12 protein-coding genes are annotated in these 12,984 nt (G+C 71.7%); all 12 read right to left on the bottom strand.

The features are described 5' to 3' along the window. Positions 1–2 precede the first annotated feature (2 nt). The 12 genes from ITJ40_RS05400 to ITJ40_RS05345 all read right to left on the bottom strand — a co-directional run bounded on the left by ITJ40_RS05400 (position 3) and on the right by ITJ40_RS05345 (position 12,971). Positions 3–371, bottom strand: coding sequence for a hypothetical protein (locus ITJ40_RS05400; RefSeq protein ID WP_194666088.1), 369 nt, complete (start codon positions 369–371; stop codon positions 3–5). Continuing rightward, entirely contained in the window at positions 368–886 is a 519-nt protein-coding gene (locus tag ITJ40_RS05395) for a hypothetical protein (protein WP_194666087.1), read from the bottom strand. Before ITJ40_RS05395 ends, ITJ40_RS05400 begins: the two co-directional genes overlap by 4 nt. 137 nt (positions 887–1,023) lie before the next feature. Beyond that, positions 1,024–2,049: a ketol-acid reductoisomerase gene (gene ilvC / locus ITJ40_RS05390; protein ID WP_194666086.1), complete on the bottom strand. Its 1,026-nt coding sequence runs from the start codon at positions 2,047–2,049 to the stop codon at positions 1,024–1,026. A 166-nt stretch (positions 2,050–2,215) separates the two neighbouring features. Next, complete coding sequence (ilvN, locus tag ITJ40_RS05385; RefSeq protein ID WP_015489796.1) at positions 2,216–2,725, bottom strand: acetolactate synthase small subunit; 510 nt, start codon at positions 2,723–2,725, stop codon at positions 2,216–2,218. After that, positions 2,722–4,557 (bottom strand): acetolactate synthase large subunit, encoded by a 1,836-nt coding sequence (locus ITJ40_RS05380; protein WP_228511818.1) that lies wholly within the window; start codon positions 4,555–4,557, stop codon positions 2,722–2,724. The genes ilvN and ITJ40_RS05380 overlap by 4 nt, the downstream gene beginning before the upstream one ends. Positions 4,558–4,601: 44 nt before the next feature. Beyond that, positions 4,602–6,296 (bottom strand): dihydroxy-acid dehydratase, encoded by a 1,695-nt coding sequence (gene ilvD, locus ITJ40_RS05375; protein ID WP_194666084.1) that lies wholly within the window; start codon positions 6,294–6,296, stop codon positions 4,602–4,604. A gap of 65 nt (positions 6,297–6,361) precedes the next feature. After that, a complete protein-coding gene (gene mnhG, locus ITJ40_RS05370; RefSeq protein ID WP_119372559.1) occupies positions 6,362–6,880 on the bottom strand; it encodes a monovalent cation/H(+) antiporter subunit G in 519 nt (172 codons plus the stop codon). After that, positions 6,877–7,152, bottom strand: a complete 276-nt coding sequence (locus ITJ40_RS05365) for a monovalent cation/H+ antiporter complex subunit F (protein ID WP_194666083.1) — start codon at positions 7,150–7,152, stop codon at positions 6,877–6,879. Before ITJ40_RS05365 ends, mnhG begins: the two co-directional genes overlap by 4 nt. Beyond that, positions 7,149–7,823, bottom strand: a complete 675-nt coding sequence (locus ITJ40_RS05360) for a Na+/H+ antiporter subunit E (protein WP_194666082.1) — start codon at positions 7,821–7,823, stop codon at positions 7,149–7,151. The genes ITJ40_RS05365 and ITJ40_RS05360 overlap by 4 nt, the downstream gene beginning before the upstream one ends. After that, entirely contained in the window at positions 7,820–9,412 is a 1,593-nt protein-coding gene (locus ITJ40_RS05355) for a Na+/H+ antiporter subunit D (protein ID WP_194666081.1), read from the bottom strand. Before ITJ40_RS05355 ends, ITJ40_RS05360 begins: the two co-directional genes overlap by 4 nt. Further along, a complete protein-coding gene (locus tag ITJ40_RS05350; protein ID WP_194666080.1) occupies positions 9,409–9,969 on the bottom strand; it encodes a Na(+)/H(+) antiporter subunit C in 561 nt (186 codons plus the stop codon). The genes ITJ40_RS05355 and ITJ40_RS05350 overlap by 4 nt, the downstream gene beginning before the upstream one ends. Further along, positions 9,966–12,971 carry a Na+/H+ antiporter subunit A gene (locus tag ITJ40_RS05345; protein ID WP_194666079.1) on the bottom strand — a complete coding sequence of 1,002 codons (3,006 nt, stop codon included), beginning with the start codon at positions 12,969–12,971 and terminating at the stop codon, positions 9,966–9,968. The genes ITJ40_RS05350 and ITJ40_RS05345 overlap by 4 nt, the downstream gene beginning before the upstream one ends. Positions 12,972–12,984: the final 13 nt, after the last annotated feature.

The raw sequence follows: 12,984 nt of genomic DNA, 5'->3' as shown, positions 1-12,984 counted from the left end.
CGCTAGACGAGCGGCAGCAGCACCGCGAGGCCGACCGTGAGCGCGCTCGCCGCGGAGAGGCTCGCGAGCATCACGAGGACGCGCGCGGCCACCGGGCGTCCGCGCGTGGCGAGCGCCGCGAGGACGAACGCGACGACGGGCACGAGGATCGCGCCGACGAGCGTCGCGAGCGTGCCGGGCCGGAGCGACCCGCCGAACGCCGTGGCGATGTCGCGGAAGGCCGTGTACTGGTCGACGGCCTGCCACACGAGGATCCCGTGGGCGAGCGCGCCGACGATGCCGACGACCCAGCCGGCGCGCGTCGGCCGGCCGCGGCGCACCCGGGCCGGGGCGACGACGACGGCGCCGACCGCGGGCTGCTCGCCGCTCATCGGGCCACCACCCAGGGCCACGGGAAGAGGACGATCGCGCCGGCGGCGAGCGCGAGCATGCGTCGGCCGACGCGCATCCCGCGCAGGGCGGCGACGACGGCGGCCAGCCACAGCGGCGGCGCCAGGACCGTGAGGGCCTCGGTCGCCTGCGCGACGCCGACCTGGAAGGCGGATCCGGCGCTCGACGGGTTGTCGCGCACCACGAAGAACCAGGCGATGGCCTCGAGGATCGCGACGGCGCCGAAGAAGGCCAACCCCACCACCTCGGGCGAGGCGTCGGGCACGGCGCTGTCGTCGTCGTCGAGGGGCGCACGCGTTCCCTCCGCGGACCCGGTCGCGCCGGCCCGGCGCGCGGCCGTCGCCCCGAGGGCCGATGCACGGCCGCCCTCGGTCGCGGGGGCGGCGTCCGGGCGGCGGCGCGGCACCGCGCGCTGCGGCTCGGGCGAGCGGGCGAGCGTGGGATCCGCCTCCTCGCCGGCCCAGCTCAGGGCGTCGTCGTCGGGGGTGCGGGGCATCCCACGATGGTACGTGCTCGGATCCGGGCGCCCGCCGCACGCTCCCCGGCCACGGCACGGCAGGGGCAACCGCGGGACGCACGGACGCCCGGCCGCACGAGGCGACCGGGCGTCCGGTGATGCGGGTGGGGCGTCGGCTAGCGGGCGACTGAGCCGTCCGTGTAGTCGTCGTCGGCCTTGTTCCACGCGAAGAGCTTGCGCAGCTCGCGGCCGGTCGACTCGATCGGGTGCTCCTCGCCCTTCTTGCGGAGCTCGAGGAACTCGGGCGCGCCGGCGTCCTGGTCCTTGATGAAGCGGTCGGCGAACGCACCGGACTGGATGTCCGCGAGGACGGCCTTCATGTTCTCCTTGACGTCCGGCGTGATGACGCGCGGGCCGGAGACGTAGTCGCCGTACTCGGCGGTGTCGGAGATGCTCCAGCGCTGCTTCGCGATGCCGCCCTCCCACATGAGGTCGACGATGAGCTTGAGCTCGTGCAGCACCTCGAAGTACGCGATCTGCGGCTGGTAGCCCGCCTCGATCAGAGTCTCGAAGCCGTACTGGACCAGCTGCGAGGTCCCGCCGCAGAGCACGGCCTGCTCGCCGAACAGGTCGGTCTCGGTCTCCTCGGTGAACGTGGTGCGGATGGCGCCGGCGCGCAGGCCGCCGATGCCCTTGGCGTACGACCAGGCGAGGTCCCACGCGTGGCCTGACGCGTCGACCTCGACGGCGACGATGACGGGGACGCCGCGGCCGGCCTCGAACTCGCGGCGCACGGTGTGGCCCGGGCCCTTGGGGGCGACGAGGATGACGTCGACGCCCTCGGGCGCCTCGATGTAGCCGAAGCGGATGTTGAAGCCGTGGGCGAAGACGAGCGTCTTGCCCTCGGTGAGGTTGTCGCGCACGCTGTCGGCGTAGAGGCCGCGCTGGTGCTGGTCGGGCGCGAGGATGACGATGACGTCGGCCCAGGCGGACGCGTCGGACGGCGTCTTCACCGTGAAGCCCTGCTCCTCGGCCTTGGCGCGGCTCGTCGAGCCCTCCTTGAGGCCGATGACGACCTCGACGCCGGAGTCGCGGAGGTTCAGCGCGTGCGCGTGGCCCTGCGAGCCGTAGCCGATGACGGCGACCTTGCGACCCTGGATGAGCGAGAGGTCGGCGTCCCTGTCGTAGACGATGTCAGTCACGTGATGGATCTCCTTGTTCTGTCGTCCCCGCGAGGGGCGAGCGGCGGTCGTGCCTGGCTGCCCCGCGCTCGGGCGGGGCGTGGTCGTGCGGGCGGTGGGTGCGTGGGCGACGGGCCGACGCGCGGGGAGCCTAGCCGCTCTCCGCCCTGCGGCGCGTCGGACGGCGTCAGGGGGTGCGGAAGACGCGGTCGGTGATGGACTTCGATCCGCGCCCCATGGCGAGGAGCCCCGACTGCGCGAGCTCCTTGATGCCGAAGGGCTCGAGCACCCGCAGGAGGGCCTGGACCTTCCCCGAGTCGCCCGTGACCTCGATGATCAGCGCATCGGTGGCCACGTCGACCACGCGGGCGCGGAAGAGGTTCACGGCCTCGAGCACCTGGGAGCGGGTGGTGTTGTCGACGCGGACCTTGACGAGCAGGTGCTCGCGCTCGACGGCCTGGCCGGGGTCGAGCTCGACGATCTTGATGACGTTGATGAGCTTGTTGAGCTGCTTCGTCACCTGCTCGAGCGGGAGCGCCTCGACATCCACGACGACCGTGATGCGCGACAGCCCCTCGATCTCGCTCGCGCCGACCGCGAGCGACTCGATGTTGAATCCGCGGCGGGCGAAGAGCCCCGCGACCCGGGTGAGGAGACCCGGCTTGTCCTCCACCAGGAGGCTCAGGATGTGGCTCACTTCTCGGTCCTCCCGGTCTCGGCGAGGTCGTCGTCCCAGTCGGGCGCGTGGTCGCGGGCGTACTGCACGGCGCTGTTGCTGAGGCCCTGCGGCACCATGGGCCACACCATCGCGTCGCGGCTGACCACGAAGTCGATGACGACGGGCCGGTCGTTGGTCGCGAGCGCCAGGCGGATCGCGTCGTCCACCTCCTCCGGCTTCGTCACGCGGATCCCGAGGGCGCCGTACGCGTCGGCCATCTTCACGAAGTCGGGCACCATGCGGGTGCCGCCTCCCGTGTTGAGGTCGGTGTTGGAGTACCGGCCCTCGTAGAACAGGGTCTGCCACTGGCGCACCATGCCGAGCGACGAGTTGTTGATGATCGCGACCTTGATGGGGATGTCGTTGATCGTGCAGGTGGCGAGCTCCTGGTTGGTCATCTGGAAGCAGCCGTCGCCGTCGATCGCCCAGACGTGCCGGTCGGGCTGGGCGACCTTGGCGCCCATGGCGGCGGGCACCGAGTAGCCCATGGTGCCGGCACCGCCGGAGTTCAGCCACGAGTTGGGGCGCTCGTACTTGATGAACTGCGCGGCCCACATCTGGTGCTGGCCGACGCCCGAGGCGAACACGCCCTCCGGGCCCGTGATCTCGCCGATGCGCTGGATGACGTACTGCGGCGCGAGCTGGCCGTCCGCGGGCTCCGCGTAGCCGAGCGGGAACTCCTCGCGGAGGCCGTCGAGGTAGGTCCACCAGTCGGCGATGTCCTGCTCGACCGCCGAGGCGGCCTTGGCCTCGCGGAAGGCGATCACCAGGTCGGCGATGACGTCCTTCGCGTCGCCCACGATGGGGACGTCCGCGATGCGGATCTTGGAGATCTCGGCGGGGTCGACGTCGACGTGGACCACCTTGGCGTGCGGCGCGAACAGGGACGCCTTCCCGGTGACCCGGTCGTCGAAGCGCGCGCCGAGCGACACGAGGAGGTCGGACTCCTGCAGCGCGAGCACGGCGGGCACCGTGCCGTGCATCCCGGGCATGCCGAGCTGCTGCGGGTGGGAGTCGGGGAACGCGCCGCGGGCCATGAGCGTCGTGACGACGGGCGCGCCGACCGCCTCGGCCAGCGCGAGGAGCTCCTCGTGGGCCTTCGCGCGGATCACGCCGCCGCCGACGTACAGGACGGGCTTCTTCGCCTCGACCAGCAGCTGCGCCGCGGCCTGGATCTGCTTGCCGTGCGCCTTGACGACGGGACGGTAGCCGGGCAGGTCGATCTTCGGCGGCCAGTGGAACGGCGCCTCGAGCTGCTGCGCGTCCTTGGTGATGTCGACGAGGACGGGACCGGGACGGCCCGTGGAGGCGATGTGGTACGCCGACGCGATGGTCGCCGGGATGTCCTCGGGCCGCGTGACCAGGAAGCTGTGCTTCGTGATGGGCATCGTGATGCCCACGATGTCGGCCTCCTGGAAGGCGTCCGTGCCCATGAGGGTGGAGAACACCTGGCCGGTGATGGCGAGGAGCGGCACCGAGTCCATGTACGCGTCCGCGATGGCGGTCACGAGGTTCGTGGCGCCGGGGCCGGAGGTGGCGATGCACACGCCGGTGCGTCCGCTCGAGGACGCGTAGCCCTCGGCGGCGTGGCCGGCGCCCTGCTCGTGGCGGACGAGGATGTGGCGCAGCTTCGTCGAGTCCATGAGCGGGTCGTAGGTGGGGAGGATGGCGCCGCCGGGGAGCCCGAAGATGTCGTCGACCCCGAGGAGCTCGAGGGTGCGGACGACGGCCTCGGCGCCCGTGAGGATCTCGTCGCCCTGGTGGGCGGTCGGCGCCTGCGGCGTGGGGGGCGGGGTGGGCAGAGCTGGCATGGGTGCGCGATTCCTGGGAGGTGGTGCTGGAGGTGTGGAGGGGGTCATCCCGTGATGGCGCCCTCGGCGGCCGAGTGCACGAGCTTGGCGTACTTGGCGAGGACCCCGCGCGTGTAGCGCGGCGGGAGAGGTGCCCACCCCTCACGGCGGACGGCGAGCTCGGCCTCGTCGACCAGTAGGTCGAGCGTGCGAGCGGCGATGTCGACACGGATCCGGTCTCCATCGCGCACGAAGGCGACGGGACCTGCGTCCACCGCTTCGGGAGCCATGTGGCCGATGCACAGTCCGGTTGTGCCGCCTGAGAATCGACCGTCCGTCAAGAGTAGTACATCCTTGCCGAGGCCGGCGCCCTTGATGGCCCCCGTGATGGCGAGCATCTCGCGCATGCCGGGTCCGCCCTTGGGGCCCTCGTAGCGGATGACGATGACGTCGCCCTTCGAGATGCGGCCCTCGGTGAGCGCGTCCATGGCCGCGCGCTCGCGCTCGAAGACGCGGGCGGGGCCCTCGAACACGTCGAGGTCGAAGCCGGCCGTCTTCACGACGGCGCCCTCGGGGGCGAGGGAGCCGTGCAGCACGCTGATGCCGCCGGTCGCGTGGATGGGGTCGTCCATCTTCCGCAGGACCGTGCCGTCGAGGTCCGCGAGGTCCATGGACTCGAGGTTCTCGCGCATGGTGCGGCCGGTGACGGTCATGACGTCGCCGTGCAGGAGGCCCGCGTCGAGCAGGGCCTTCATGACGACGGGGACGCCGCCGACGCGGTCGACGTCGTTCATGACGAAGCGGCCGAACGGCTTGAGGTCGCCGAGGTGCGGGACGCGGTCGGCGATGCGGTTGAAGTCGGACAGCTGCAGGTCGACCTCGGCCTCGCGCGCGATGGCGAGGAGGTGGAGGACGGCGTTGGTGGATCCGCCGAACGCCATGACCACGGAGATGGCGTTCTCGAACGCCTCCTTCGTCATGATGTCGCGCGCGCTGATGCCCTTCGCGATGAGGTTCACGACGGCCTCGCCCGAGCGGTGCGCGAAGTAGTCGCGGCGGCGGTCGGCGCTCGGCGGGGCGGCGGACCCGGGGAGGCTCATGCCGAGTGCCTCGGCCACGCTCGCCATGGTGTTCGCGGTGTACATGCCGCCGCAGGCGCCCTCGCCCGGGCAGATGGCCTTCTCGATGCGGGTCAGGTCCTCCTGGCTCATGGTGCCGGCCTTGCACGCGCCGACCGCCTCGAAGGCGTCGATGATGGTGACCTCCTTCTCGGTGCCGTCCGAGAGCTTCACCCAGCCGGGCGCGATGGATCCCGCGTAGAGGAACACGGAGGAGAGGTCGAGGCGGGCCGCGGCCATGAGCATGCCGGGGAGCGACTTGTCGCAGCCGGCGAGGAGCACGGATCCGTCGAGGCGCTCGGCCATCATCACGGTCTCGACGCTGTCGGCGATGACCTCGCGCGAGACCAGCGAGAAGTGCATGCCCTCGTGGCCCATCGCGATGCCGTCGCTGACGGAGATGGTGCCGAACTGGAGCGGGTAGCCGCCGCCAGCGTGCACGCCCTCCTTGGCGCCCTGCGCGAGGCGGTCGAGGCTGAGGTTGCACGGGGTCACCTCGTTCCACGAGCTGGCGACGCCGATCTGGGGCTTCTCCCAGTCCTCGTCGCCCATCCCGACGGCGCGGAGCATGCCGCGCGAGGAGGTGGCCTCGATCCCGTCGGTGACGTCGCGGCTCCGGGGCTTCATGTCGATCTCAGGCATGGCATGAGTTTATGTCCTGCCGTCGAGCAGTCCCGGCCCCTGGGGGATGCGTGGACCGGGTCGGTTCAGCCGATGCCCGGGGGCAGGCGGCCCTCGTCCGCGTCCCGCGGTCCCGCGCCGCCGGCGACATGCCCGGCCTCCTCGGCGGCGATGTTCTCGGCGGATCCGACGGGCAGCGTCGACGCGTCCACCTCGTCGGCCGCGCGCAGCTCGTCGTGCGCCCGGTCGATGGCCTCCTCCAGCTCGTCGACCAGGAGGTCCTCGCGGAGGAAGTGGCGGAGGCGGTAGCCCGCGCGGCCGACCATGTGCGCGGAGATCGGCGCCGTCAGCATCTGGAAGAGGAGCACGGGCACGAGCATCGCGACCGTGCTGAGGCTCTGCGACTGCAGGGCCAGCGCGAGGAGCACGAGGATCACGCCGAGGATCTGCGGCTTCGTGGCCGCGTGCATGCGGGCGAGCGGATCCGGGAAGCGGAGGAGGCCGACGCCGGCCGCGACCGAGAGCACGCCGCCCAGGATGAGGAGCACGAGGCTCACGACGTCGAGGGCGTCGGCCAGCGGACCGGACACGAGGATGCCGTTCACGACGGGTCCTGCTTCGAGACGTAGCGGGCGACCGCGACCGTGGCGAGGAACGCGGTCATGGCGAGCACCAGCATCACGGGGAGCGTGCGGGTGTGGCCGTTGTAGATCATCTCGGCGCCGAGCACGCAGATGAGCGTCGTCAGCAGCACGTCGGACGCGATGATCCGGTCGAGGATGCTCGGGCCGCGCACGATGCGCACGAGCGCCATCGCGGCCGTGGAGAAGAAGAGGGCGCCGACAACGACCCAGCCGACCTGCATCACGATGCTCATGCGAGCTCCTCCCCCGTGGTGGTGATGAGCCCCGCCTCGAGGTCGCGGTCGCGCACCAGCTCGTGGGCGCGCTGCCTGCGGGTCTGCAGCAGCGGCTCGCGGCCCGTCTCGCGCCGCTCGCGGTTGACGCGCCACACGTCGTCGGCGGTGCCGAGCGTGAAAACGATGCGGCTCTCCACGTCGAGCGTCGTGCGCCGCACGCGCTCGACGTCCTCCGGGGTGGAGGTGCCGAGCGCGTGGAGGTACAGGATCGAGCGCTCCCGGTCGGCCTCCACGACGATCGATCCCGGCACGAGCGACACGAGCTCGGCCGTGAGCGTCATCACGAAGTCGCTGCGGGTGTGCAGGTGCACCGCGATGACCGAGTTGACCGGCACGCGGCGCCAGTCGAAGGCCATGGCGGCGACCTGGAACGACGCGCGCACGAGGTCGACCGCGAAGTGCCCGAGCAGGATGAGCGCCCAGCGGAGGTCGAACCGGCCGGACAGCTCGACGGGCGGCAGGTAGAACACGCGCGTCACGAGGAGCGCGAGCACGATGCCGGTGACCACCGAGATGACGGTCACGTGGCCCCAGAGCAGGAGCCACAGGATCACGAGCCAGACGAGCAGGGGCAGCTGCACGAGGAGCGAGAGCCGCTCGGCGCGGGCCCGGGCCTTCCGGGGGCTCATTCGACGCCGCCCGGGAACACGGTCTCGACGTAGCCGAGCTCGCCGGAGCCGTTGCCGGACCCGGGACCCGTGAGGCTCTCGCCCGCGCGCTCGGCGAGGGCGTAGACGGGACCCGCGAACACGGTGAGCGCGACGCTCACGACGACCATGCCGGCCGTCGCCCCCGTCATGAGCACGGGCGTCTTCCGCACGGTGGTCGTCGCCTCGCCGCCCGGTCGCTCGGAGAGCTGGTCGAGCAGGGGCGACTCGTAGTCCTCGACCTCCTCGGCGCCGCGCCAGAACGCCATGTTCCAGACGCGGGCGAGGGCGTAGAGGGTGAGGAGGCTCGTGGCCGCGCCCGCCGCGATGACCGCGTACGTGAGCCAACCGCCGACGTCGGCACCCGCGTCGAACAGCGCGACCTTGCCGATGAAGCCCGAGAACGGCGGGATGCCGCCGAGGTTGAGCGCGGGGATGAAGAACAGGATCGCCATGACCGGCGCCGCCTTGAGCAGGCCGCCGAGCCGGTTGATCGACGTGCTCCCTCCCGTCCGCTCGATGAGCCCGGATGCGAGGAACAGCGTCGTCTGGACGACGATGTGGTGGATCACGTAGTAGATGGTCGCCGTCATGCCGGCGACGGTGTTGAGCGCGATGCCGAAGATCATGTAGCCGATGTGGCTCACGAGCGTGAACGAGAGCAGCCGCTTGATGTCCGCCTGCGCGACCGCGCCGAGGATGCCGATCACCATCGTCAGCGCCGCCACCACCATGAGCGCCGTGGAGAGCTGGTCGGTCGGGAACATGACCGTCTCGGTGCGGAGGATGGCGTAGACGCCGACCTTGGTGAGGAGCCCCGCGAACACCGCGGTGACGGGCGCGGGCGCCGTGGGGTAGGAGTCCGGCAGCCAGAACGACAGCGGGAACACGGCCGCCTTGATGCCGAACGCGACCAGCAGCATGATGTGCAGGATCAGCTGCACGTCCGGCGGGATCTCGTCGAGCCGCACCGAGATCTGCGCGATGTTCACGGTGCCGAGGGCGCCGTAGATCATCGCGATGGACGCGAGGAACAGCATCGACGAGACGAGGCTCACGACGATGTAGGTGACGCCCGCCCGGATGCGTGCCTCCGTGCCGCCGAGGGTGAGGAGCACGTAGCTCGCCACGAGCAGGATCTCGAACCCGACGTAGAGGTTGAAGAGGTCGCCCGCGACGAAGGCGTTGAAGACGCCGGCCGCGAGGATCAGGTAGGTCGGGTTGTAGATGGACACCGGCGTCTCGCCGTCGCCGTCCTCGAGGCCCTGGCCGATCGAGAACATGAGGACCGCGAGCAGCACGATCGACGAGATCAGCAGCATGAGCGCCGACAGCCGGTCGACCACGAGCACGATGCCGAAGGGCGCGGCCCACCCGCCGACCTCGACGGACTGGCCGCCCTGCTGGTCCACCAGCACGAGCAGCACGGCGCTGATCGCCACGACGACCACGAGCGCGAGGACGGACACGGCGACCTGCAGGCGGCGCTGGCGCGCGGCGACCAGGGCGGCGGCCGCTCCCAGCAGGGGCACGAGCACGACCAGCGGGATGAGGGTCTGGAAGATCGTCACGAGCCCTCCCCCTTCTCCTTCTCGGCGCGCTGCGTGCGGAAGTCGCGGTCGTCGTCGTCGTCGGCGGAGTCGTCGATGGCTTCTTCCAGGTCGGATCGGTTGTCGCGGAGCTTGCGGGCGGAGGCGATAGCGGCCTCGGCGTTGGTGCCGAACTCGGTGTCGTCGTCGTCGGGGACGGTGGGCTCCTCGCCGAGGCCCGTGCGGGGGCCGCGCATGGCGAGGTCGTCCTCGTCGTCCGTCACCACGTCCGCGTTCGCCAGCCGCCAGGAGCGGTAGATGAGCGCCATGAGGAAGGCCGAGACGCCGAAGGTGATGACGATGGCCGTGAGGATGAGCGCCTGCGGCAGCGGGTCGGCGTACTCCGACGGATCCACGTCGGGGTCGTAGATGGGGGCCAGGCCCACGCGGCCGGACATGATGAGGATGAGGATGTTGGTCGCGTTGCCCACCAGGAGGAAGCCCAGGAGGACGCGCGTCATGCTGCGCTCGAGCATGAGGTAGACGCCCGTGGCGTACAGCGCGGCCATGATCACGATGAGGGTGACGGAGACGCTCACACGCTCACCCCCTGCTCGGTCTCCATGCCGTCCGCCCCCTGCTCGACCGTCCGATCGCTCTCCTCCTGGCGGTCGACCTCCGCGCCGAGGCTGCGGAGCACGTCGAGCGTGAGGCCGACGACGACGAGGTAGACGCCGACGTCGAAGAAGGTGCTCGTGACGAACTCCACGTGGCCGACGAAGGGCACCTCGGTGTCGATCCACGTGGAGGTCAGGGCGTCGGCGCCGAAGACGAGCGGGACGATCGCCGTACCGACCGCGAAGACGAGGCCCGTGCCGAGGACGCGTCCCGCGTCCACCGGGGCCGCGGCGCCGAGCTCGTACCGGCCGCCGGCGAGGTAGCGCGCGACGAGCGCCATGCCCGCGAGGAGCCCGCCCGCGAATCCGCCGCCCGGCAGGTTGTGGCCGGAGAACAGCAGGTACACCGATACGACGATGAGGCTGTGGAAGAGGAGCCGGACGACGACCTCGAGGAGGATCGACCGGTTCTGCGGCGCGAGCGTGCGGCCGGCGAGGAGCCACGGGCTCCGCTCGGTGCGTCCCTGGTCCTTGATCGCCTGCCTCGCGTCCGTGCGCGGGCCGTCGGCTCCCCGCTCCACCTCGAGCGGCGCCGACGACGACGCGTCGTGCCGGCCGGAGAGGCGCGCGAGCAGGCTGCGGCGCGACGGGGCCGTGAGGCGCGGCAGGGAGTCGGTGCGGCGGTTGAGGAAGATGAGGCTCGCCACGCCCGTGGCCGCGACGATGAGCACCGAGATCTCGCCCATGGTGTCCCAGCCGCGGAGGTCCACCAGCGTGACGTTGACGACGTTGCTGCCGTGGCCCTGCTCGTAGGCGAGGCGCGGGAACTCGAGCGAGATGGGCGACGCCACGCGGGCCCCGAGCGCGACGACCGCCACGGTGGACATGAGGACCGCGACGGCGATGCCGATGGATGCCCGCCAGATCGGGTGCACCGAGCGGTTCCGCTCCCCCAGGCGCACGGGCAGCCGGCGGAGCACGAGGACGAACGCGACCAGCGTGATCGTCTCGATGAGCACCTGCGTGAGCGCGAGGTCGGGCGCGCCGTGCAGGGCGAAGAGCGCGGCCATGCCGTAGCCCGTGACGCCCACGAGCACCACGGCCTGGAACCGCTTGCCGGCGCGCGCGGCGGCGATCGCCGCCACGATCATCACGACGCCGATCACGGGCTGCGCCGGGTGGTCGAACGGCACGGCGGTGGTCGGCCACGAGCGGTTGAGCGCGAGCGCGGATCCGACCGAGCCGATGAGCACGAGCAGGATCACGCCGAGGTAGAAGGGCAGCGAGCCGCGCTGCGTGGTGGCGGTGGTGCGCGCGGCGACCCGGTCGATGAGGCGCATCGACGCCCAGTAGATGCGGGCCGCGTCGACCCACGACGGCACCCGCGACTGGAGCGCGAAGACGCCGTCGCGCAGGCGGAACATCGTGAGGCCGACCACGAGCGTGCCCGCCGAGATGAGGAGCGCGGGCTCGATGCCGTGCCAGAGCGCGAGGTGGTACGTGTGGTCGGGCTCCCCGGACGCGCCGGCGCTCACGGCCGGGAGCGTGTCGGCGTAGCCGACGATCCAGCCGTCGACGGACGACGCGAGGAAGCCGAGCACGAGGCCGGCGACCGCGAGCACGGCCGGGGGCACGAGGAAGTCGAGGTGCTCGTGCACGGGCTGGACCTCGTCCACGCCGCGCTTGCGGGCGAACGCGCCCCACATGAAGCGGGCGCTGTACGCGACGGTGAGGCAGGAGCCGAGCGAGACGCCGACGAGCGCGACCCAGCCGAGCCCGCCGCCCTGCTCCGCGTCTGTGAGGAGCGCCGTGAGCACCGCCTCCTTCGCGACGAAGCCGAGGAAGGGGGGCAGGCCCGCCATCGAGGCGAGGGCGAGCGCCGCGACCACCGCGAGCACGGGCGCCCTGCGGCCGAGCCCGCTGATCTTGCGCAGGTCGCGCGTGCCCGCCCGGTGGTCCACGACGCCGACGACGAGGAACAGGGTCGCCTTGAACAGCGCGTGCGCGAGGAGGAGGGCGACGCCCGCGAGGGCGGCGTCGCGCGTGCCGTAGCCGACCACCACGGTGAGGAACCCCAGCTGGCTGACCGTGCCGTACGCGAGCACGAGCTTCAGGTCCATCTGCTTGAGCGCGCGCCACCCGCCGACGAGCATCGTCGCGACGCCGAGCGCGACGAGCAGGACCCGCCAGCCGGGGACGTCGGCGTACCCGGGCGCGAGTCGGGCCATGAGGTAGATGCCGGCCTTCACCATCGCCGCGGCGTGCAGGTAGGCGCTCACCGGGGTCGGCGCGGCCATCGCGGCGGGCAGCCAGAAGTGGAAGGGCACGAGGGCCGACTTCGAGAGCGCGCCGAGGAGGATCAGCACCACGGCGACGGGGATCAGCTGGCCCCCGGGCGGATCCGCGACCAGCGCGGCGAGGCTCGTGGTGCCGCCGGCCACCGAGAGGATCACGAGGCCGACGAGCATGGCGAGCCCGCCCGCCGTGGTGACGAGGAGCGCCTGCAGCGCGGCGCCGCGGCTCGCCTTCTTGCCGGTGTAGTGCCCGATGAGGAGGTAGGAGAGGACGCTCGTCGCCTCCCAGAAGGTGAAGAGGACGAACACGTCGTCCGCGAGGACGAGGCCGAACATGACGCCCGCGAACGCGACCAGGAGCCCGGCGAACCGCCCGAGCCCCTCCTCGCTGGAGCGGAAGTAGCGCGCGCAGTAGAGGAGCACGAGCGCGCCGACGCCCGTGACCACGAGGGAGAGGAGCCAGGACAGCGCGTCCATCCGCATGTCGAGCGTGATGCCGAGCGACGGGATCCACTCGACGCGCTCGACCACCTCGCCGTCGGGCAGCACGGCCGGGGCCTGCGCGACCGTGTAGGCGAAGGCGGCGGCCGGCACGAGGGCGGCGACCACGAACGCCCGGACGCCCAGCACGCGGGCGAGCACGGGGACGGCGACGGAGGCCAGGAGGAACACCGAGAGGAGGACGATCACGTGCGGTCTCCTC

The sequence above is a fragment of the Clavibacter sp. VKM Ac-2872 genome (assembly GCF_015351105.1).
Classification (GTDB): domain Bacteria; phylum Actinomycetota; class Actinomycetes; order Actinomycetales; family Microbacteriaceae; genus Clavibacter.
This window is presented reverse-complemented; position numbering and strand designations above follow the sequence as displayed.

Coding starts and splice junctions, on each gene's coding strand:
- ITJ40_RS05380 (WP_228511818.1), bottom strand. CDS start 4,557: ATGCCAGCTCTGCCCACCCCGCCCCCCACGCCGCAGGCGCCGACCGCC.
- ITJ40_RS05395 (WP_194666087.1), bottom strand. CDS start 886: ATGCCCCGCACCCCCGACGACGACGCCCTGAGCTGGGCCGGCGAGGAG.
- ITJ40_RS05360 (WP_194666082.1), bottom strand. CDS start 7,823: ATGAGCCCCCGGAAGGCCCGGGCCCGCGCCGAGCGGCTCTCGCTCCTC.
- ilvD (WP_194666084.1), bottom strand. CDS start 6,296: ATGCCTGAGATCGACATGAAGCCCCGGAGCCGCGACGTCACCGACGGG.
- ITJ40_RS05400 (WP_194666088.1), bottom strand. CDS start 371: ATGAGCGGCGAGCAGCCCGCGGTCGGCGCCGTCGTCGTCGCCCCGGCC.
- ITJ40_RS05365 (WP_194666083.1), bottom strand. CDS start 7,152: ATGAGCATCGTGATGCAGGTCGGCTGGGTCGTTGTCGGCGCCCTCTTC.